General features: G+C 68.1%; 20 protein-coding genes. 2 read left to right on the forward strand and 18 right to left on the reverse strand.

Going from position 1 to position 19,239, the window contains the following annotated elements; translation table 11 throughout:
- Window positions 1-2: 2 nt before the first annotated feature.
- From K2R93_11605 to K2R93_11680, 16 genes are all read right to left on the reverse strand, one after another.
- Window positions 3-1,499, reverse strand: coding sequence for a polyamine aminopropyltransferase (locus tag K2R93_11605; GenBank protein ID MBY0490477.1), 1,497 nt, complete (start codon window positions 1,497-1,499; stop codon window positions 3-5).
- Window positions 1,500-1,515: 16 nt separating this feature from the next.
- The gene (locus K2R93_11610) at window positions 1,516-1,728 is read right to left on the reverse strand and encodes a DUF350 domain-containing protein (GenBank protein ID MBY0490478.1); all 213 of its coding nucleotides are present in this window, start codon (window positions 1,726-1,728) and stop codon (window positions 1,516-1,518) included.
- A gap of 9 nt (window positions 1,729-1,737) precedes the next feature.
- Window positions 1,738-1,920, reverse strand: coding sequence for a hypothetical protein (locus K2R93_11615; protein ID MBY0490479.1), 183 nt, complete (start codon window positions 1,918-1,920; stop codon window positions 1,738-1,740).
- Between the two features lie 21 nt (window positions 1,921-1,941).
- Window positions 1,942-3,288: a DUF4178 domain-containing protein gene (locus K2R93_11620; protein MBY0490480.1), complete on the reverse strand. Its 1,347-nt coding sequence runs from the start codon at window positions 3,286-3,288 to the stop codon at window positions 1,942-1,944.
- Complete coding sequence (locus tag K2R93_11625) at window positions 3,285-3,938, reverse strand: DUF4178 domain-containing protein (GenBank protein MBY0490481.1); 654 nt, start codon at window positions 3,936-3,938, stop codon at window positions 3,285-3,287. Before K2R93_11625 ends, K2R93_11620 begins: the two co-directional genes overlap by 4 nt.
- Window positions 3,935-4,321, reverse strand: coding sequence for an S-adenosylmethionine decarboxylase (locus K2R93_11630; GenBank protein ID MBY0490482.1), 387 nt, complete (start codon window positions 4,319-4,321; stop codon window positions 3,935-3,937). The genes K2R93_11625 and K2R93_11630 overlap by 4 nt, the downstream gene beginning before the upstream one ends.
- A gap of 14 nt (window positions 4,322-4,335) precedes the next feature.
- Window positions 4,336-5,349 (reverse strand): SPFH domain-containing protein, encoded by a 1,014-nt coding sequence (locus tag K2R93_11635; protein MBY0490483.1) that lies wholly within the window; start codon window positions 5,347-5,349, stop codon window positions 4,336-4,338.
- Between the two features lie 9 nt (window positions 5,350-5,358).
- Window positions 5,359-6,780, reverse strand: a complete 1,422-nt coding sequence (locus K2R93_11640) for an aminopeptidase P family protein (protein MBY0490484.1) — start codon at window positions 6,778-6,780, stop codon at window positions 5,359-5,361.
- A 10-nt stretch (window positions 6,781-6,790) separates the two neighbouring features.
- Entirely contained in the window at window positions 6,791-7,771 is a 981-nt protein-coding gene (locus K2R93_11645) for a hypothetical protein (GenBank protein MBY0490485.1), read from the reverse strand.
- A gap of 1 nt (window position 7,772) precedes the next feature.
- Window positions 7,773-8,273 carry a hypothetical protein gene (locus tag K2R93_11650; protein MBY0490486.1) on the reverse strand — a complete coding sequence of 167 codons (501 nt, stop codon included), beginning with the start codon at window positions 8,271-8,273 and terminating at the stop codon, window positions 7,773-7,775.
- 90 nt (window positions 8,274-8,363) lie between these two features.
- Window positions 8,364-9,389, reverse strand: coding sequence for an esterase family protein (locus K2R93_11655; GenBank protein ID MBY0490487.1), 1,026 nt, complete (start codon window positions 9,387-9,389; stop codon window positions 8,364-8,366).
- A gap of 2 nt (window positions 9,390-9,391) precedes the next feature.
- Window positions 9,392-10,189, reverse strand: a complete 798-nt coding sequence (gene lepB, locus K2R93_11660; GenBank protein MBY0490488.1) for a signal peptidase I — start codon at window positions 10,187-10,189, stop codon at window positions 9,392-9,394.
- 85 nt (window positions 10,190-10,274) lie between these two features.
- Complete coding sequence (locus K2R93_11665) at window positions 10,275-10,694, reverse strand: SWIB/MDM2 domain-containing protein (GenBank protein MBY0490489.1); 420 nt, start codon at window positions 10,692-10,694, stop codon at window positions 10,275-10,277.
- Between the two features lie 210 nt (window positions 10,695-10,904).
- Entirely contained in the window at window positions 10,905-11,966 is a 1,062-nt protein-coding gene (locus K2R93_11670; GenBank protein MBY0490490.1) for an alpha/beta fold hydrolase, read from the reverse strand.
- Entirely contained in the window at window positions 11,921-12,811 is an 891-nt protein-coding gene (locus K2R93_11675) for a deoxyribonuclease IV (GenBank protein MBY0490491.1), read from the reverse strand. The genes K2R93_11670 and K2R93_11675 overlap by 46 nt, the downstream gene beginning before the upstream one ends.
- 32 nt (window positions 12,812-12,843) lie before the next feature.
- Window positions 12,844-13,986, reverse strand: coding sequence for a hypothetical protein (locus tag K2R93_11680; GenBank protein ID MBY0490492.1), 1,143 nt, complete (start codon window positions 13,984-13,986; stop codon window positions 12,844-12,846).
- A gap of 79 nt (window positions 13,987-14,065) precedes the next feature.
- Between K2R93_11680 and pruA the strand changes: the two genes are divergently transcribed.
- Complete coding sequence (gene pruA, locus K2R93_11685) at window positions 14,066-15,697, forward strand: L-glutamate gamma-semialdehyde dehydrogenase (protein ID MBY0490493.1); 1,632 nt, start codon at window positions 14,066-14,068, stop codon at window positions 15,695-15,697.
- On the opposite strand, the gene K2R93_11690 is transcribed toward pruA, so the two are convergent.
- Complete coding sequence (locus K2R93_11690; GenBank protein MBY0490494.1) at window positions 15,685-17,211, reverse strand: arylsulfatase; 1,527 nt, start codon at window positions 17,209-17,211, stop codon at window positions 15,685-15,687. The two genes, pruA and K2R93_11690, sit on opposite strands and share 13 nt — an antisense overlap.
- A 35-nt stretch (window positions 17,212-17,246) precedes the next feature.
- Window positions 17,247-18,569, reverse strand: coding sequence for a CPBP family intramembrane metalloprotease (locus K2R93_11695; GenBank protein MBY0490495.1), 1,323 nt, complete (start codon window positions 18,567-18,569; stop codon window positions 17,247-17,249).
- Window positions 18,570-18,626: 57 nt separating this feature from the next.
- Between K2R93_11695 and K2R93_11700 the strand changes: the two genes are divergently transcribed.
- Window positions 18,627-19,238 carry a TetR/AcrR family transcriptional regulator gene (locus K2R93_11700; GenBank protein ID MBY0490496.1) on the forward strand — a complete coding sequence of 204 codons (612 nt, stop codon included), beginning with the start codon at window positions 18,627-18,629 and terminating at the stop codon, window positions 19,236-19,238.
- Window position 19,239 lies beyond the last annotated feature (1 nt).

Raw genomic sequence — 19,239 nt, forward strand, 5'->3', positions numbered from 1 at the left:
GTTCACCGGTTGATCGCGTCGAACTCGTGCTCGTAGTAGCGCACGAGCACCTGATCGTTCAGGCGATTGGGTTCGGCCGGAATGCGCTGGAGGTCGGCAGGAAAATCAAAGAGCGACGGCAAGGTGGCCACCGTGAGATAGCGCAGCCCCGTGGGGAGGGTGCGCGGCGGCGCATAACTCGCTTCGCCGGCAATCACGAAGCCCCAGTCGCCGAAGCTCGGCACATAGACGTGATACGGCCACGTGCGGAGCCCGGCGCCTTCGAGCGTGGCCACGATGCTCCAGTAGCTCTGCCGCGCGAACATCGGCGACGTGCTCTGCACCACCAGAAACGCGCCCGGCGCGAGATGCTGCTTGACCAGTCGATAGAACGCACTCGTGTACAGCTTCCCGACGTGGTAGTTGGACGGATCGGGGAAATCGATCACCACGAAGTCAAACTGGGTGGCGTGCGTATCGAGCCAGGTGAACGCATCGGCATTCACCACGGTCACGCGCCTGTCGGTCAGTGAGCCGGCGTTGAGCTCAGTCAGGCGTGGATGCGTGCGAAAGAGCTGCGTCATCCCTTCGTCGAGGTCCACCAGCGTGACCTGCTGCACCTCGGGGTACTTGAGGATCTCCCGCACCGCGAGTCCGTCGCCGCCGCCAAGCACCAGCACCCGCCCACGGGTTGTGGCCGCACTCAACCCGGGGTGGACGAGCGACTCGTGGTAGCGATACTCGTCGCGCGAGGCGAACTGGAGATGCCCATTGAGATAGAGCCGAAGATCGTCTTTCCAGCTCGTCAGCACGATGCGCTGATACCGTGTGTCCTTCGCGAGGATGATGGGATCGGCATACATCCCTTCCTCGGCGAGTGTCGTGATCGCCTGCCCCTTCCAGAGCCCGGCGCAAAGCACCACCAGCGCCAATACGCCGGTGGCCTGGAGTGCGCGGCGACGCGGCAGCACATCGCGGAAGAGCCACGTGCTCCAGAGCCCCACCGCCACGTTGATCACCCCGAAGAGGAGCGCCGAGCGCACCAGCCCGAGGCGCGGCACGAGCAGCAGGGGAAAGAGCAGCGAGGCGAACAGCGCGCCGATATAGTCGAACGTGAGCACGTTCGACACCACATCCTTGAAGCTGAAGCGGTCCTTGAGAATGCGCATGAGCAGCGGGATCTCGAGGCCGACCAGGACGCCGATCAGGATGACCAGCGTGTACAGCGTGGGGCGAAACGCTTCGGTGTAGGCAAAGGCGAGAAAGAGCACGAGGCTCGACAACCCACCCACCACGCCCACGAGTAACTCCACCACGACAAAGCGCGTGACCACACCGCGCGTGACGAACCGGGAAAGCCAGCTCCCGATGCCCATGGCAAAGAGATAGGTGCCGATGATCGTGCTGAACTGCGTCACGCTGTCGCCCAGCAGGTAGCTGGCGAGCGCGCCAGCGACGAGCTCGTAGATGAGCCCGCAGGCGGCGATCAGACAGACGGAAATGAACAGCGCAATCGGCACGGGGCCGAACTCCGGCTCAGTGGATAGCGGCGGCGACGATGATGCCGAGCGCGATGGCGACCGACCCCATCAGGATGGCGGCGGCCGTGTTCTTCTTTTCGCTGATCTCATCCCAGAGCTTGCCGGGGGTGAGCAGATCGATGATGAAGAACGCCACGACGAAGAGCACGATGCCCAGCGCGGCGAAGACCGCCGACCCGGAGACGTTGTTGAGGAGCGATTCAGTCATGCAGTGGCCTCACTTGCCGCGGAGCACACGCCCCGGTGAGTAGTACGACGGACGATAGGAACCCGGATTGTTGCGAACGGAACGTGGATTGGTTTTGGCTTCGGTCACCGTGGTGAACGACCAGCCAGTATACTGGGCGTAGCCGAGCATCCCGAGCACGGCGATGGCCCAGAGGGTGTAGAGCTTTACCACGCGGCACACTCCGGCAGGCGGCTATTCGTCGTCATCACTGTCTCCCGAGCTGGCGGGGGCGTGATCGCTCTCGGCCCATCGGCGCCCTTCGAAGCCGGCCGACGGCAGCAGCGCGAGGATCGTGGGCACGAGCAACACGAGAAAGGCGAGCCCATAGAGCAGGTAGTACGGCTGATCACGGCGCACCTCGACGCGATACGGGATCGGACCACGCCCCGGCTCCCCGCCTTCCGGCTGAATACGCAGGAAGTAGCGGCCGGCCGGCACGTTCGAGAGGCGCAGCGTTTCGCTGCGGCCGCCCTCACTCCAACTGCCATCGCTGTCGGTGCCGTGGTAGTAGCTGATCTGCCGACCCGCCTCGCGCGTCTCACCGGTCGCTTCGTTGATGAGGGCGAGATTGACGTACATCCAGTCGTTCTCGAGCGGCGCCGACAGCGCGATCGCCAGGGATGACGGCCGGCCGTCGAGTTGGAAGGGCTCGGTCACGAAGGCGTCGCCGGTCGGTTCGTTGTCGCCAGCCGCCGCTTCGGGCGCCAGCAGCTGTGGGCGGGCGCGCGCAAACTCGTAGGTGTGGTTGAACACCACCCGGTCACTGGCGAACGCCGCGTTCAGCACCAGCATCCCGATCAGCACCAGCATGGCGATGCCGAAGACGCCGAACATTCGCTTCGGCAGATCGGTATACGGATTGGGCTGATTGGCAAACACGCCGCGCGGCGACGGCAGGCTCTTGAGCCCGAACGCCTTCGCAATGACCTCGGGGGGCGTGTACGTCCCGAGCGACCAGGTGACTTCGTTGTCCGACGCTTCGGCGCTCAGGATGTACGGTGGCGCCACGAAATCGCGCGCGATGATGCGATCACCGTAGCGCAGTTCCCACGGGAACTCACCGAGGGCGTGCGTGGTGTAGGCGCTGGCCGTCTGGAAGTGCTTGAAGGTGAGCCCATCAAAGGTGGCCGTGGGGCGCTCGCCCCCGGTTTCATCTTCCGCGCGGCGATGCTGCTTCTCGATGACGTTCCAGTGCCCCTCGTACTCCGAGAGATAGAAGAAGCCGCGGTAGGGATTGAAGCAGACGTATTCATCCCACGAATACGCCGTGCCTTCCACCGAGATCTCGACGCGCTGAAAGCCGATGACATCCCAGCGTACACCCTTCCAGGTCCCCCGCGTGCCGATCGGGATCTTGGGGAGCCGCTCCACCGCTTCGCCGCGGCGCAGCAGCGCGAGGTTGGGATCGGTGGCATCGAGCAGCGCGCCGCACTGACCGCAGGCGACGGTGACGGCCCACCCCTGCGCGTGCATCTCGATCGACGCGCCGCACCCCTGACAGGTGAAGCCAGTGGCCTGTGGCGCCATGGAGGTGCTCATGCGGGCGGCCCCCAGCCGTCGAACTCGCGCACGTGGCGAAGCGCGAGGTCGTCAAAGCGCACGTATTCCCCCACGAACACGAGGGGCGGTTCTTCGGTACCGTCCACCGTGGCGAAGCGCCCGTCCGGCGACTGGAAGTCCACGAAGCGACAGCGGCGCTTGTCCCACGACGTGAACGGCAGGTCGCCTTCCGTGCCGATGTACGCGGCATCGACAAAGCCCGCCACTTCGTACTCGCGCGCCATGAACTTCTGACGGTCACCGACGCGCAGACGGTCGAGATCCACTCCGCCACCGGGGAGCGGCGCGGCCACGGTCATCGTGTATTCGAGCTGCGCATCCGCGAGCCACGCACTCGAGCCATCGGCCAGAACACAGTGCCACTCGTTCCACCGACCGCGCGGCCACTGGTACGTGATGCGCCCGACCACGGTGAAGCGTTGCTGTTTCCAGGTGCCTTCGGTCCCGATCTGAATGGGAGAGCCGGTGGCCGGGAAGCTGGCCTGCCGACCCACCAGCTCCAGACCGATATCGGTGCGGACCAGCACCGAGCGGCAATACTCGCAGGTGGTCTGCACCGCCTGCGCCCAGCGAAAGCGCACGGTGGCCCCACAGTTCGGGCAGCTCATGCTGTTGGCGGGCGCCGTCATGCGCCGGTCTCCGCCGGCGCCGGCGCGTATTCACGCGGCAGCACGCGCACCTGGACGTCGGACGCACCGAGCAGCGCCGCCAACCGCGCGCGCCACGCCCACGACGGGCGGGGCGTGCAGCAGAAGAGATTGAAGCACGCCGACGCATGCTCCGGAAACGTGTGCACCGTGAGATGCGACTCGGCGAGCATCTGCATGCCGGTCAGGCCACCGGGATGCGGGAAGCGATGCCACACGGCATCGCCCACCGGATGGAGCGCCAGCTCCTGCACGGCCGCCGAGAAGACGGCCTGCAACGCCGCAACGTCGCGCAGGCGTTCGGGATCACACCCGAACGCCTCCACGATCCATTCGCTGCCGGTGCGGGAATTGGAGGGGAGCACCGCCTACGAGCGATTTATGACTGCGCGGTGCCGCACGCCGAACAGAACTTCGCGATGCTCGGCAGCTTGGTGCCACAGTTGATGCAGAACTTGCTCTCGGCGCTCGGCGCGACCGGCGGCGCCATCCGCTCGGGCGGCTGCGCCACACCGGGCGACTGCGGAGCCCCCGCGGCGCCGGCGAGTGCATTGGTGATCGCACCACCGAGGCCGACACCCGCGCCCAGACCAGCCGCCAATCCGGCGATGCCGCCTTCGTTGGCCGCCGCGATGGGAATGGACTGCGCCGCCTGAAACGCCGTGTACGTCCGCATGTCCCCGATGATGTTCATCGAGATGCGTTCATCGAGACGCTTCTGCAGCTCGTCGGGGAGCGACAGGTTCTCAACGGTGAACGTGTCGAGCGTCAGCCCGAACTGGGCAAACGCCGGCTGCACCGCCGCGGCGATCTGCGTGGCGAGCTGCGCCTGATTCGCCGCCATGTCGAGGAATGGCACGTTCGCCGCGGCAAAGGCGCTCGTGAAGCCACTCAGAATGGCATTCCGAAGCTGCGGCTCGATCTGCGCGACCGTGTACTCGGCGTCGGTGGCGCCCACCGTCTGCTGAAAGACCGCCGGGTTGCTCACCTTGAAGGCGTACATGCCGAACGCGCGCAGGCGCACCGCCCCGAATTCCTTGTCGCGAATCGTGATGGGCTGCTGCGTCCCCCACTTCTGCCCCGTCTGCGTGCGGGTGGAGAAGAAGTAGACGTCGCTCTTGAACGGGGACTCGAACATCTTGTCCCAGTTCATCAGGTTCGTGAGCAACGGCAGGTTCTGCGTGATCAGCGTATGCAGCCCGGGCCCGAAGGCGTCGGCCGCACGCCCTTCGTTTACGAAGAGCGCGAGCTGCGATTCGCGCACGGTGAGCTGCGCGCCGCTCTGGATCTCCATGTCCCGCATGGGAAAGCGGTACATGAGCACCCCGGGACCCGATTCGGTCCACTGGATGACGTCAATGAATTGCTTACGGAGGAAATCGCCCAACGACACGGTTGGCTCCTAGCGGACAAGGTGAAAGGTGGTCTGGCGTCCATACGCCCAACGCACCCTTCCGGTTGCATCAATGATCACATCTTCTTCCTGCATCGAGCGCACCGGCTGGTTTCCCCATTCTGGCACCTTGGTGGTGGCCTGAAGCTCGATGGAGTACCACATCCCCGGGATGATCGTGTGGTCGCCGCGCCCCGGCACCCCCTCTTGGTAGTCCCACAACCCGATGAGGGCGCCGGCCCCGTGGCCGTTGAGTCCGATGGGGTGGGAGTACACGGTGCCATCGATCCCCTCCTCCTTCATGCGGCGGAGCGCCGAGGCGAGCACCTGGTTGCCGGTCCGGCCGGGCTTGAGCTCCTCGACCGTGATGTCCTGCAGCCGATTGGAGTTGGCGAGCGCCTTCTTGAAGCCGGCGGGGATATCCGTTTCGCCGGCCTTGAGCACGTAGCCCATGTGCTGCGTGTCGGTGTTGAGCCCCAGCGCTGTGATGCCGAAGTCGCAGTGCAGCACGTCGCCGCGCAGGATCGTGGGGTTCACGCCCACGAGTTCCTTGCTGTCGAGCGGGCGCTGGACTTCCACGCTCGGGTGGAACCAGGTGCCCAGCCCGAGGTCGTTCACGCGCTGGCGCATCCACCACACCACGTCATCGGCCGTGGTCACGCCCGGCTTGATGACCTTGTTGGAGAAGGCCTCCGTGATGATGGCCCAGGCGAGCGCGTTCAGGTCCTTGTAGAAGGCCTCCTCATCGGGCGAGCGCGCCGCGATGAGATCCACGGCGAGCGCTTCGGCATTGACGACCTTGGCCGCCAGCGCCGGACCCAGCGCCTCGAGCATCCCTTCCTTCTCGCCGCTCGACAGGCCGTCGGCGAACGCGAAGGTGCGCGACGTGTTGATCGCGATCTTGCGGGGGCTGCGCTCCTCGATGACCTGCTTGAGCACAGACCACTGTTCGTCACCCCAGAGTTCGGCGGTGCGATCGGTGCTGCGGCTGCCGGCGGCCGGCGCCGCGACCGCCTTGGTGCTGCGTACCGCCTTGAAGACGTTCCCCTGACTCGTGCCACCGAGGGCAAGCCGCTCGATGCCCTTGTCGCCGCCGCGGTCGTAGAAGACGTAGATCGTGCGGCGGCGCGCGGCGAACGTGGTGGGCGACGTCAGCGCGCGGAAGACCGGATCTTCGTTGTACTCGCGCATCGGCACCACCCACATATCCACGCCCTGTCGCCGCATCAGCCTGGGGAGGACCGAATCCATGCGGAACTCGAGCCACTTCTGCATGCGGAACGCCTGATCGCGGAGCGTGCCGAATGGGCGCAACGTGTCGGCCGCAGTGGACCCTGAGGTACGGGTCCCCTTGGTGGCCGGAAAGGCGATGGGCTGGGCGGCGGCGGGCGCGGCACTCAGCGCGAGGAGCAGGAGGAGGGCGGGTCGCATGGGCACTACGTTAGCGCCCCGCGACCTCGTCCGAAACGACCGGCGGGCGTCGCAGGACAAGCACGAGTGCCGGCAGGTAGACGCCGACCAACACATACCATTCGGCTTTCGCGACATAGAAATCCGCCCCACCAAGCCCGGCGTACCAGGCGAGCCAGGCGAGGAGCGCGGCGAAGGCCATGCCGGCCGCCTGCGTGCGCGAGCGCGCGAGCAGAAAGAGCGGCAGCTGGTCGGCGAAGTACAGCAACTGCGGCACGGCCGCCATCCCGAGCAGCAAGCGGGCATCGCGCGAGCGCCAGCGCAGCAGCGCCAACCAGAGCCACGCGCCGCGCCACGAGAACAGTGGGGCCGGATGTTTCTCGAGCGTCCCGAGGTTGTGCAGCCACTCGGCGGGCCAGTGCGGCAGGATCAGCAGTGAGAGCGCCCCCACCGCGGTGGCCATGGCAACGGCGCGCCACGACGGGCGCCAGACAAAAAGTGCGGCGCCGAGGTTCGGCTTGACCGCGAGCAGCGCGCCGAGCCACGGGATGGCCACGCCGAGGATCACCGCAGGGGACCATTGCCCCAGCTCGATGACCATCAGAAAGCTGGGGGTGGCGAAGAGCCACAGCGTCCACCACGCCGACGCCGTGAGCCACCAGGCGAGTACGGCACTGCTCGCGCCGATGAGGAGGCCGGCCGCCAGCGGCAGAGGGATCGACGCCACGGGCGCGGCGACCAGCAGGGCGGGCAGCGGATAGTAGAGCGGCTCCGCAAAGGGCCAGAGCGCACTGCGCGGGGGCACGGTGTACGGATCGGTCCCCGACAGCAGCAGCTGTGCACCGATATGCCATGCCCGGAAGTCACTGGCGCCACCGCGCGCGGCATACGCCGCCGCCACCCCACTCGCGAGCCCGATCAGGAGCGCCACCACCACGCGGGCGCGTGGCGTCGGCGCGCGCGCGGGCGCCTCGTCAGGGGCTGGCGTCAGCGACCCGTCGGCCGTCGCCACCTCAGGCGACAGAGTGATGCTGATGCCCGTCGCGCTTGTCCACCGCGCGGCGTACCAGCTGCACCACCAGCGCGAGGACGGCGGCGAAGAGCACCATCACGAGCCCGCGCTGCCAGAGCGTCTGTCCGGCCATCGGCCACCAGTCCGCCCACGTCGCGAGACGCGAGCCCATGCGCTCGCGCTGAAACACGATGAGCACCGAGCTCATGCCGAGCTCGACCATCACTTCGATCACGAGGAACGCGAGGACCCGCAGCGGCCACCGGCGCACCGGGAAGTTGCCCAGATGCCACGTGAGCATGCCGCAGAGAAAGAGCAGCCCGGTGGTCACCCCGACAACGAACAGCCACCACTGATCCGGGATCAGCACCACGGCGCGCCACAGCCGCAGCACGATCCCCGTGATACCGGCGGGTTCGATCGTGCGGATGGCAAAGGCGCGCAGCGGGTGGAGTTTCTCCTCCCCCCAGTGGATGACGTCACGCGGGAAGAACCGGGACATATCCCCAAGCTACGGCGCGGGACGGATCGATGTAACGCCCCCGGCAGTCACCGGGGTGGCGCGCGCCCTCACATCCGGCGCCCCGCGGCCTTATGGCTTGCCGACGACGGCGAGGAGGAATTCCAGACTGTCCTCGGCGTGCACCCGCCAATAGGTCCACGTATGCCCGCCGGTGAACTCGCCGTAGCGCCGCGGCACGCCGGCGCTGGCAAGCGCCGCATTGAAGTCGCGGTTGTGGAGCAGCCAGGGGTCGTCAGCGCCCACATCGAAGTACAACGCCGGCATCAGCGCCTGACCGGCCTGCACGCGCGGCAGCAGGCGCCCGAGCATCACGACGGGGTCGCGGGCCCGCCACGCGATCGTATCGGGACCAAAGGCCAGCCGCTGCGACTTCCAGAGCCCGCGCGCCGCCTGCTGCAGCTGCGCCATGCTGGTGGCGTAGCGATTGGCGTCGGGCGCCACCATGCCGGGGAGGAGCCGCGGCGAGAGGACGCCGGAGTGACTGGCGGCGGCGGCAAACCGATCGGGGTGAGCAAGCGCGAGCGTGATGGCGCCGTACCCGCCCATGCTCAGGCCGGCGATGGCGCGATGCGCGCGGTCGGCCCTGGTGCGGTAGTGGTGGTCCATGTGGTCCACCACGTCGCGCTCGATGTAATCGTCGTAGCGCGGCCACGGGACACAGTAGGTCGCCGCCGGTTCCTTGCGACTCGTGTCGCCGGTGCACGCCGGGACGTCGGGCAGCTGCCCCCAGGTGGTGTACCAGCTGTCGTCACCATCGGGCATGGCAATGATCGCTTCCGGTGTCCCCGCGGCCACGAGCGAGTCCATCGTGCGATCGAGCGCGCCGTTATCGACCCAGTTCTTTTCGTTGCCGCCCAGGCCGTGCAGATACACGAGGAGCGGATAGCGCCTGGTGGGGCTCGACGCGTAACTCGGCGGGAGGTAGACGCGAAGGGCCTTTCGGGCGCCGATCGCGTTCCCCCACACGGTGTCCATGCGGACGGTCCCGCGGGGAAACGTGGCGGGCGTCGCGTTGGCGGGCGGCGCACTCTGCGCGCGCGCCACGCCGGCGCCGAGCGCCAGCGCGACGGCCAACGCCCCGACCCCACGCGCCATCGTCACCGGATGATCGTCCCCAGCCGCCCCCACCGGATGTCGGTGATGAAGGGGAACGGACGGTCGGACTCATCGCTGTTGCGGTACGAGTAGTACACGAACACCGGGCGCCCGCGCACATTCTCGCGCGGCACCATCCCCCAATAGCGGGCGTCCTTGGAGTCGTAGCGGTTGTCGCCGAGCATGAAGAGATGCTTGGCCGGCACCACCAGCGGCCCCCAGTCGTCGAGCGTGGGCTGCGCGGGCGGCTCGCCAAAGCGCGAGCCCTTGAGCTCGAACTGATGCTGCCACTGGAAGAGCGGATGCGAGAAGCCGCCGTCCTGCTTGGGGTTCTGCGCGGCGGCCGGCCCCTGGGGCTGCGGCTGCCCATTCACGTGCAGCAGCCCACCGCGCATGTAGATCGTGTCACCGGCGACGGCGACGAGGCGCTTCACCAGCGTGGGATTCGGATCTTCCGGCTGGTCGATCTGGGTGGGCGACACGAACACCACCACGTCGCCACGCTCGGGTTCGTCGTACCCCGGCAGGTTCACGTTCGTGAACGGAACGTGCGGGCCGTAGGCCAGCTTGTTGACGAACAGCCAATCCCCGACGAGCAGCGTCGGGATCATGCTCCCCGAGGGGATGCGGTACGCCTCGATCAGGAACGTCCGGATGGCGAGGAAGATCGCCACCGTGACGAGAATCGCCTTGATGTTCTCCCAGGTGGAGGCGCCCCCGGACGAGCCCCCGCCGCTCTTCGTGCCGGAGCGGAGCTGGGAGACGGAGGAGCGATCGGACGAGGACGGCTTCGCGGCCACGGGCAGGCAGGGAATGAGGACAGAGAGAAGGGGCGCGTCCCACCGGGACGCGCCCCTTCAAACATACGCAGAAGACCGCGCTGGGTTACGAGAGGTTTGCGTTCATGAACTTCATCATCTCGAACATGTCAGCCGACTTCTTGCCGCCAAACAGAGCCTTGAGCTTGTCGTCGGCGTTGATCTGGCGCTTGTTCTTCTGGTCCTGGAGGCCGTTCTTCTTGATGTAGGCCCAGAGCTTCTTGACGGAGTCCGTGCGCGCCAGCGGCTTGTCGCCAACGATCGCGGCCAGCACGGCCGACGGCGTCATCGCCTTCATGAACGCCGGGTTCGGGGCACGCTTAGTCGCCTTCTTGGCGGCCTTCTTCGGGGCGGCCTTCTTGGCCGGCGCCGCCTTCTTGGCGGCAGCCTTCTTCGGCGCGGCCTTCTTCGGGGCGGCCTTCTTGGCAGCCTTCTTCGGAGCAGCCTTCTTCGCAGCCTTCTTCGCGGACTTCTTCGCAGCGGCCATGTCGTCTCCTGAGTGGTTTGACCGTTGGGTCGGGTCGAGCAATCCATGTCTCGACAGGATCGCGCGAAGTCGGTACGCGCTTCGCGGACGGGCACAAACTACAATCGCGCGATACGCGCGCAATAGGTGATTTCGCGTTTTTCCCTCTGAGAATCGAAAATTTTTCGCGTTTTTCCCTCGGAAACGCGTGATCGCGCGCGTTCGCACGCGTCAGCGCGCGCCCAATGCGCCCTCGAGAAACCCCGCGATCGCCCCGAGTGCCGCCGGGTGCACGCGCCGATCGACCAGTCGGACGTACCCCTCCGGGCCGCCATCGTCATCGGCGAGGAACAGGTGATTGGTCCGGGGCACCCGCTCGACGCGCACCCGCGCACCACCCTCGCGGAGCGCGGCCGCCAACTCGGCCGCCTGTGCGACCGGCACCTGCTGATCCGTCTCGCCGTGGACGAGCAGGACCGGCGCATGCGTCGTGCGCGCGGCCGTGCGGGCGGCGTCGCGCGGGTCGAGCGCGAACCAGGTGCGGAGCCACGGCTCCCGCTCGGCCAGCCGCTCGGCTTCACCTTCGGCGGCCGAGAGGACGGGCGTGCGCATCGGCGGTGGAAACGCCGCCAGATCGCGGGTGACCACCGCCTGCCGCTGCCAGCGGGCGAGTTCACGACCGGGGCGTGACGCCGCCCCCAGCAGCACGAGCGCACGCACCGGCGGCAGCGCGGGCGCCGCGAGCAGCGCCACCAGCGCCCCTTCGCTGTGCCCGATCAACGCCAGGCGGGTGCCATCCACCGATGGCGCCGTCTGCAGCCAGCGTACCGCCGCCTCGGCGTCGTGCGCGAAGTCCACGGTCGTACTGCCGGCGAACTGCCCGGTCGATGCGGCCGTCCCGCGGTCATCGAGACGGAGCGACGCGATACCACGCCCCGCCAGCGAATCGGCCACCTCCTGCCACGGCTGATAGCCCGGCAGATCGTCGCGCGCCCCGTCGCGATTCTGTGGTCCCGAGCCGCCCAGGATGAGTGCCACCGGCGCGCGCGTCCCATCGCTCCGGCTCGGCACCGTCAACGTGCCGGCGAGCACGAGCTCCCCACCCGCGGTGCCCACGGGCACGCGCACGTCGAAGCGATCCACCACCGACGCCGCCGGCGCGCGACAGGCGCCGAGGGCAACGGCGAGCCACCACCCGGCACCGACGCTGCGCGCCGCCCCCCACGAACGCCGACGCGCGCGACGGCTCAGGGCGCGAGCGACCGCAGCAGCGCGATGGAGCGGACGTCCCATGGATCGGGGGTGTCGTCATCCTCCGCCACCGTTTCGATCTCCTGCGGCGTTTCGAGGATGAGTGGGATCTGCTGCGCCCGCCGATCGTGCAGCAGCCAGCCGAATGCGTCGGCGCCGATCAGCCCCTCGCCGATCAGCTTGTGCCGGTCCTTGTTCGAGCCCAGCGCGCCTTCGCTGTCATTCAAGTGGAAGAACGCCGGCGGCTCACCCGTCGCCGATTCGAAGGCATCGAGCACCCCGGTGAGCGCCTGCGGCGATTCGTTGATCGGGAATCCCGACGCAAAGAGATGGCAGGTGTCGAGGCCGTACCCGGTGCGATGGCGCTGGGCCGCCGGAATGCCGCTGAGCATGAGCGCCACTTCCTCCGGCGTCCGCCCTACGGTCGTGCCGGCGCCGGCGGTGTTCTCGATGAGCAGACGCGTCGCGCCGTCCGGAACGTGGGCCAGCGCGCGGCGCATCGCCTCGCTCACCCGCGCACAGGCCGCGTCGCGGTCGCCATCGGTGGCGGCCCCGGGGTGAAAGCAGACGCCGCCCACGCCGAGCGCCGTGGACCGTTCGAATTCCTTGGCGAGGCCGGCCGCTGCGCGGGCCCACTTTTCTTCATCGGGCGTGGCGCAGTTCAGTACGTACGCGGCGTGCACGATCACGTGCTCGGGGCGAATCCCGGCCTCCGCCAGCGCTTCCCGGAAGCGCGCCAGGCGATCCGGCTTCACGCCGACCTTGTCGTTGTAGTACTTGGGAATCGCGCTGAAGATCTGGAGCGCCTGCATGCCGGCGCGACCGGCGCGGCGGGCGGCCATCGGAATGCCACCGGTGTCGAGACAATGGGCGCCGAGCAGCAGCATCGGGACAGGGGCCAGAGGGGAGAGACGAGCGGTCAGCGGAGCACGCGTACACGGCGGGTGACGAACACAGGCGAGGCGCCCGCCGCCGGGGCGGACGGATCGGCGGCCACATCGCTCCACCCGAGGGCCACCGCACGGCCGTGCACGACGACGTGAGGATCGCGCGCATCGCCGGCCTCACCACTGGCCGTGAGCCGCTGCTCCTCGAAGGTATGCCCTGCCGTGCGCGAGATGGCGAGCCCCACCCGCGAGCGGCCGCGGGTGTTGGGGTCCTCATAGGCCACCGCCACGACATCACCGTCGCTCGCCACCCGCGCCACGCCCAGCTGCTCGCCATAGAGCACGGCCGCCGGGACTTCGAACGAGGCCCGCGGATCCATCTGGTGCGCATAGAACACGCCGGGCCCTTCGGGGCCGCGAACCGTATAGGCGACATGCAGGAATTTCGTGCGGGCGTCCCAGGCCACGCTGGGTGCCGGCCGCACGCAGCCATGCGCACCGCGCTCGGCCGCCTGCGCATCACCCGGCCCCTGATCGAGCGTGTCCACCGGCAGCGGCCCGCGCCAGGCACCGCGGCTGCCATCGCGCCACGCCGCCACCAGATGGACGCGCCCGGCCGTGGCGCGGGTCCACCAGAGCGCGGCCGTACCGAACCCCGGGGCCTCCACGGTGCGCAGCGTCCGGGCGCAGCGGGCGTCATCCCGCGGCAGGTCGCCATCGCCGAGTGGGCCGGCTGCGGGCATGGGCATGGTGCTCATGTCGTGCGCGGCGTGATTCATACCCGGCATCGGTGCAGCGGCGCTGGCCCCCGCGCTCGCCGTCGCGCTCGCCGTCGCGCTCGCGGTCGCCCTCGCGGCCGCGACGGGCGCTGTGGACGATGCGGTATCCGTCGCCTCGGGCAGTCCAGCCGTCAGCCCCGCCAGCAGCGACAGGGCACCGGCCTCGCGCAGGCGATCCTGCATCAGCTGAAAGGCGGCCAGTGCCGACGAATCGGCCAGCGTGGAATCGAGGGGCTCGGACGGCAGATTGGCGAGCGGCGAGGGCATGGTGGTGCGCACCGGCGCGGGGTCCACCCACGCGAGCGGCGCCGTGTCGCAGGCGAGGCTGCCGAGCGCAGCACTGCCGAGCAGCAGGGTGCGGAGCACGCGTGCGCGGGGGAGCACAGAACAGACCATGTGCGAAGGGTACTGCGCGCACGCGCCGATGGTAGCTTTCAGTGCTCCCCCATTTCCTTCCGATGCTCCGGAGACCCTGATGTCCTTTGCTGCTTTCGACGGGACGCGCCGCGTGCCGCCCGCTGTGAACGAACCGGTGCGGAGCTACGCGCCGGGCTCCCGTGAACGCGCGTCGCTCGAAGCGCGCCTGGCCCAGATGGCGGCCGAGGTGGCCGAAATCCCCGTGGTCGTGGGCGGGCGTCGGATTCAGACCGGCGATACCGGCACCGTGAACATGCCCTGTGATCATCAGCACGTGCTGGCGCGCTACCACAAGGCGACGCCGGCGCTGGTGCACGAGGCCATCGCCGCGGCGGCCGAGGCCAAGAAGGAATGGGCGAGCTGGCGCTGGGAAGACCGCGCCGCGGTGTTCCTCCGGGCGGCGGAGCTGCTGACCACCACGTGGCGCGACACGATCCTCGCGGCCACGATGCTCGGCCAGGCCAAGACCGTGCATCAGGCCGAGATCGATGCGGCGTGCGAGCTCATCGACTTCTGGCGCTTCAATGCCCAGTTCGCGCAGGAGCTCTACAACGAGCAGCCGCTGAGCGACCACTCGATGTGGAACCAGCTCGACTACCGCCCGCTCGAAGGGTTCGTGTACGCGGTCACGCCCTTCAACTTCACGGCCATCGGCGGCAACCTGCCGGGTGCGCCGGCACTGATGGGCAACACGGTGCTCTGGAAGCCGAGCGCGACGGCCACGCTGTCGAGCTGGTACACGTTCCTGCTCCTCGAGGAAGCCGGGCTGCCCAAGGGCGTGATCAATTTCCTCCCGGGCGACGCGGCGATGATCTCCGACATCGCGCTCACACACCGCGATCTGGCTGGCGTGCACTTCACCGGCTCGACCGGCGTCTTTAACAGCATGTGGGAGACGGTCGGCAAGAACATGAACAAGTACCGCTCGTACCCGCGCATCGTGGGCGAGACGGGGGGCAAAGATTTCATCGTGGCGCATCCGAGCGCCGACCCGCAGGCGCTGGCCGTGGGCATGGTGCGCGGCGCCTTCGAGTATCAGGGGCAGAAGTGCTCGGCGGCGAGCCGCGCCTACATCCCGGCGTCGCTCTGGCCCACCGTGAAGGAACGCTGCGTGAAGATGATGGGCGAGATGAAGCAGGGCGACACGCGCGACTTCACGAACTTCGTGGCCGCCGTGATCGACGAGCGCGCCTTCACGCGCCTGGCGGCCGCGATCGACGAAGCCAAGGCGAACGCGACGATCGTGGCCGGCGGTGGCTACGACAAGTCGAAGGGGTGGTTCATCCAGCCCACGATCATCGAGACCAAGGACCCGAACTACCGCACGCTGTGCGAGGAGCTCTTCGGGCCCGTGCTCACCGTTTATGTCTACGACGATGCGAAGTGGCTCGAAACGCTGGCGATCGTCGACAGCACGTCGCCCTATGCGCTCACCGGTGCCGTGTTCTCGAACGATCGGCAGGGCGTGCGGGAAGCGATGAGCGTGCTGCGCCACGCGGCCGGCAACTTCTACATCAACGACAAGCCGACGGGCGCCGTGGTCGGGCAGCAGCCGTTCGGTGGCGCGCGCGGCTCGGGCACCAACGACAAGGCCGGCTCCAAGTCGAACCTCATGCGCTGGACGAGCACGCGCACGATCAAGGAGACGTTCTCGCCGCCGCTCGACTGGAAGTACCCCTACCTGGGCTGACCCCCGGGCGCGCACGTGGTGTAGTTGACCACGCGCGCCGAGTCGACCGGAAAATTCCACGCCGGCAGGATGGCCGTTGTCCGCTCACGCGCGATGACGGCCATCAGCTTTTTCACAAGGTCCGGGCGCTGCGCCGCGCGATCGATGCGCTCCCCCGGATCGGTCTCGAGATCGAAGAGCATGGGGGCGAGCGGCGTGCGGGCGCCCACACCGAGTCGCACGAGCTTCCAGCGGCCATCGCGGACGGCCTGCTGCCCCGCGCACACACCGTGATGCTCCCAGTAGAGCGGCGCGTGCGGCGACATGGCCTTCCCGAACAACGCGGGCGCAAAGGAGCGGCCGTCGATGCCGGCCGGGGCCTGTGCCTGGGCAATGTCGGCGAGCGTGGGGAGCACGTCCCAGTTCGCGGCGACGGCCGTGCTTACGGTGTTCGGCCGGATGCGCCCGGGCCACCGCGCGATGAAGGGCTCGCGGATACCGCCCTCGAAGACGGCGTCCTTGAGCCCGCGGAACGCCCCCACACTCTGAAAGAAGGCCTGATCGACCCCGCCGGTATACGTCGTCCCGTTGTCGCTGGTGAAGACGACCAGCGTGGTGGAATCGAGCTGCAGCTCATGCAGCACATCGAGCACCTGCCCCACATGCTTGTCGAGTCGGCTGATCATGCCCGCATAGGCGGCGCGCGGTCGCGCATGCGGGAGGTAACCGCTCTGTCCGAGATAGGGCGTCTCCGGAAAGTCGTACGCGGCCAGCTCGTCATCGGGGACCTGCAACGCCAGATGCGGGAGCGTGAAGGCGAGATACAGAAAGAACGGCTGGTTGGCACTGCGCCGGATGAACGCGACGGCTTCTTCTGTCATGCGATCGGGCGCGTACACGGTGCCCTGAAACGCCTTCCACGCGGCCGGGTCGGTGGGCACCGCCGAGAGCGTCTGGTGCGCACTGAAGTACGGCTGCAGCGTGTCCCACTGCGTGTTGCGCCAGAGATGGCTCGGGTAGTGGTTGTGCGCCTGCTTCTGGTCGAGATACCCGTAGAAGAAGTCGAAGCCGAAGTTGTTCGGGATGCCGCTCGTTTGCGGACCACCAAGCCCCCACTTACCGACGAGCGCCGTGGCGTAACCGCGCGCCTTGAGCATCGTGGCAATGGTGGGCGTACCGAGTGGCAGCGGATGCTGCCCGAACTCCTCGCGGTCGAGAAATCCGCCGTACTCGGCGTTCCCGCGAATGGGCGCGTGGCCCGTGTGCCACCCGGTGAGCAGGGCCGCGCGGCTGGGCGCGCACACGGGGCTGCCACTGTAGAACTGCGTGAAGCGCACGCCCTCACGCGCCAGACGATCCAGCACGGGCGTGCGGATCTTCTGCTGACCATAGGCCCCGAGCTCCGCATAGCCCAGATCATCGGCCATGATGTACACGATATTGGGCGCGCGCTGGCCACTGGCCGACCGCGCGATGGCGTGAGCAACGACGCATGCGAGCACCGCTGCAGCGATGCTCGCTCTTCTTCCGAACATGGCGACCCTCCGATGTGTCGCTGAGGAGGGAGACGCTACAGGCTGTCGCGCCGGAGTTCAACGGCGCCGCGATTACCGGCAACAGGGGGCGCGATCCGCGTCATGCGATACTGACGGGACCGCCGATGTCCCCCGTCTTCCCAGATCAGCGTCGCCCGCCAGCGGTCGGCGGTCTCCCGTTCCCACTGAAAGTGATTGGTCGCACCGCGGACCGGAGCGAACCCGATCCGCTCGGGCGTCAGCTGCTCCGCGATCCATTCCATGTCCGCGTTTCCCGTCCGCAACTCGTTGGCGCGCACCCGCAGTGTTCCGCTCAGTGGCGCAGCGGTATCGCCGGCGTCACGCGGCTGCCGCACTTCGACCGTCGAGTCGTCGAGAAAGTGATAGCTCTCGTAGAAGGGCGCCGTATCGTTCAGGGTGCCTCGCCAGCGTCCCTCGAGCATCCGCCACGGGGTGAGCGCCGACGCGGTGGCCATCGCCGGTTCCACGTTGTCCCGCGTACATCCGGCGAACAGGCTCATGACGACGAGCAGGCTCGCGGCCTGTGCGCGATCGGCGCGCCGCATCGGTCCGCGCGTCGGCGGCGGGGCGGCGCCGCGGTGGAGCGACCAGAGCAGCGCGAGCGCAACGACGATCAGCACACCGTCGGCGATGTCGAGCGCGACGCCAAGGGAGCCGCGCAATCCAAATAGGGCGCCGCTCTGCATCCGACCGCTGGGAACCAGCGACGCCCAGAACCAGCCGGCGTGGAAGCCGGTCCCGAGCCACACCGAGCCGGTCCGAAGCCAGCACACCGCGAGGACGACACCGAGCGCCCACAAGTAGGCCAAGCGCGGCAGGCTGAGCGTTTCACCGATGCCGTGCATCAACGCGAAACTGAACGCCGTCAGAGCGACCGCGCGCCATGCCGGCCATTGCGCCAGGAGCGCGAGCGGTGCCGCCCGACTGGTGATCTCCTCGAAGAGGGCGTTGAGCAGGGCGATACCGACGCCGGTCGCCACGGCGACCACGGCGACGTGGGGACGGTGCTCGACCACGACCGTCCCCTGCAGCAGCGGGATCAGCCAGGGCAGTGCGTTGAGGGCCGCGCCAACGATCAGCCCCGTGAGCAGGTGCCGCGTGCGTGCCACATCAATCCGAATCCCGAGAGTTGCGCCCGGGCGGGTGCGCCACGTGATGGCCGCGCTCGCCCACACAAGCCCGGCGGTCACGACGAGATAGAGCAGCAGATCGCTCAGGTGGGGCACGTCCTGCAGGCCCTTCAGCGTGCGTCCCGTGATCTGTCGGTGCCCCAGCATCACGAGTCCCAACACCCCGACGAGCATCGCCTGTTGCCCCAGGAAACGGCGCAGCGTCATCGACTCTCCACATATTAGACTTGAGTCTAAATTGAGCCATCAACTATGTTGTCCGCAATGGTGCGCCCCTCTCCTGCCCGGCTCCGTCGACGGTCCGCCATTCTCGAGGCGGCCGGCGCGCTCTTCGTGACCGGGGGCGTCGCCGCGACGTCGATGGAGGCGATCGCCGAGCGCGCGGGCGTCTCGCGCGCCACGGTGTTCAATCATTTCGGCGGGAAGCGCGAGTTGCTGCTCGGCCTGTATGATCGCCAGCTGGATCGACTCGCCGAGTCGTTACGCACGTCGTCGGAGCAGTCCAATCCGCGGCGCGCCGTTGCCGCCTTTTTCCGCAGCGCCGAAACCGTCCTGCGCGCCGACGGCGACCTGACGCCGCTGCTCATTCGCGAAGTGTTGTACGATCCGGCACTGTTGGCGCACGATGTGGCGCGCGGTGACGACGTCCGGCGCGAACTCATCGATCGGGTACGCGCGGCGCAGCGGGCGGGGCAGCTTCGGCGAACCGTCCCCGCGACGCAGATCGCCGCCATCATGATGGACCTGTGGACGGCCTCGCTGGTGCCGTGGGTGTTGGCGGAGCGACGGTTCGGGTTGGCCGCGCACGTCATGCGCAAGATTCGCCTGGTGCTGCGCGGACTCGGCGCTGATCCACGCGAGGCGTCGCCACGTTAGC

The organism is Gemmatimonadaceae bacterium, assembly GCA_019752115.1.
Lineage (GTDB): Bacteria > Gemmatimonadota > Gemmatimonadetes > Gemmatimonadales > Gemmatimonadaceae > Gemmatimonas.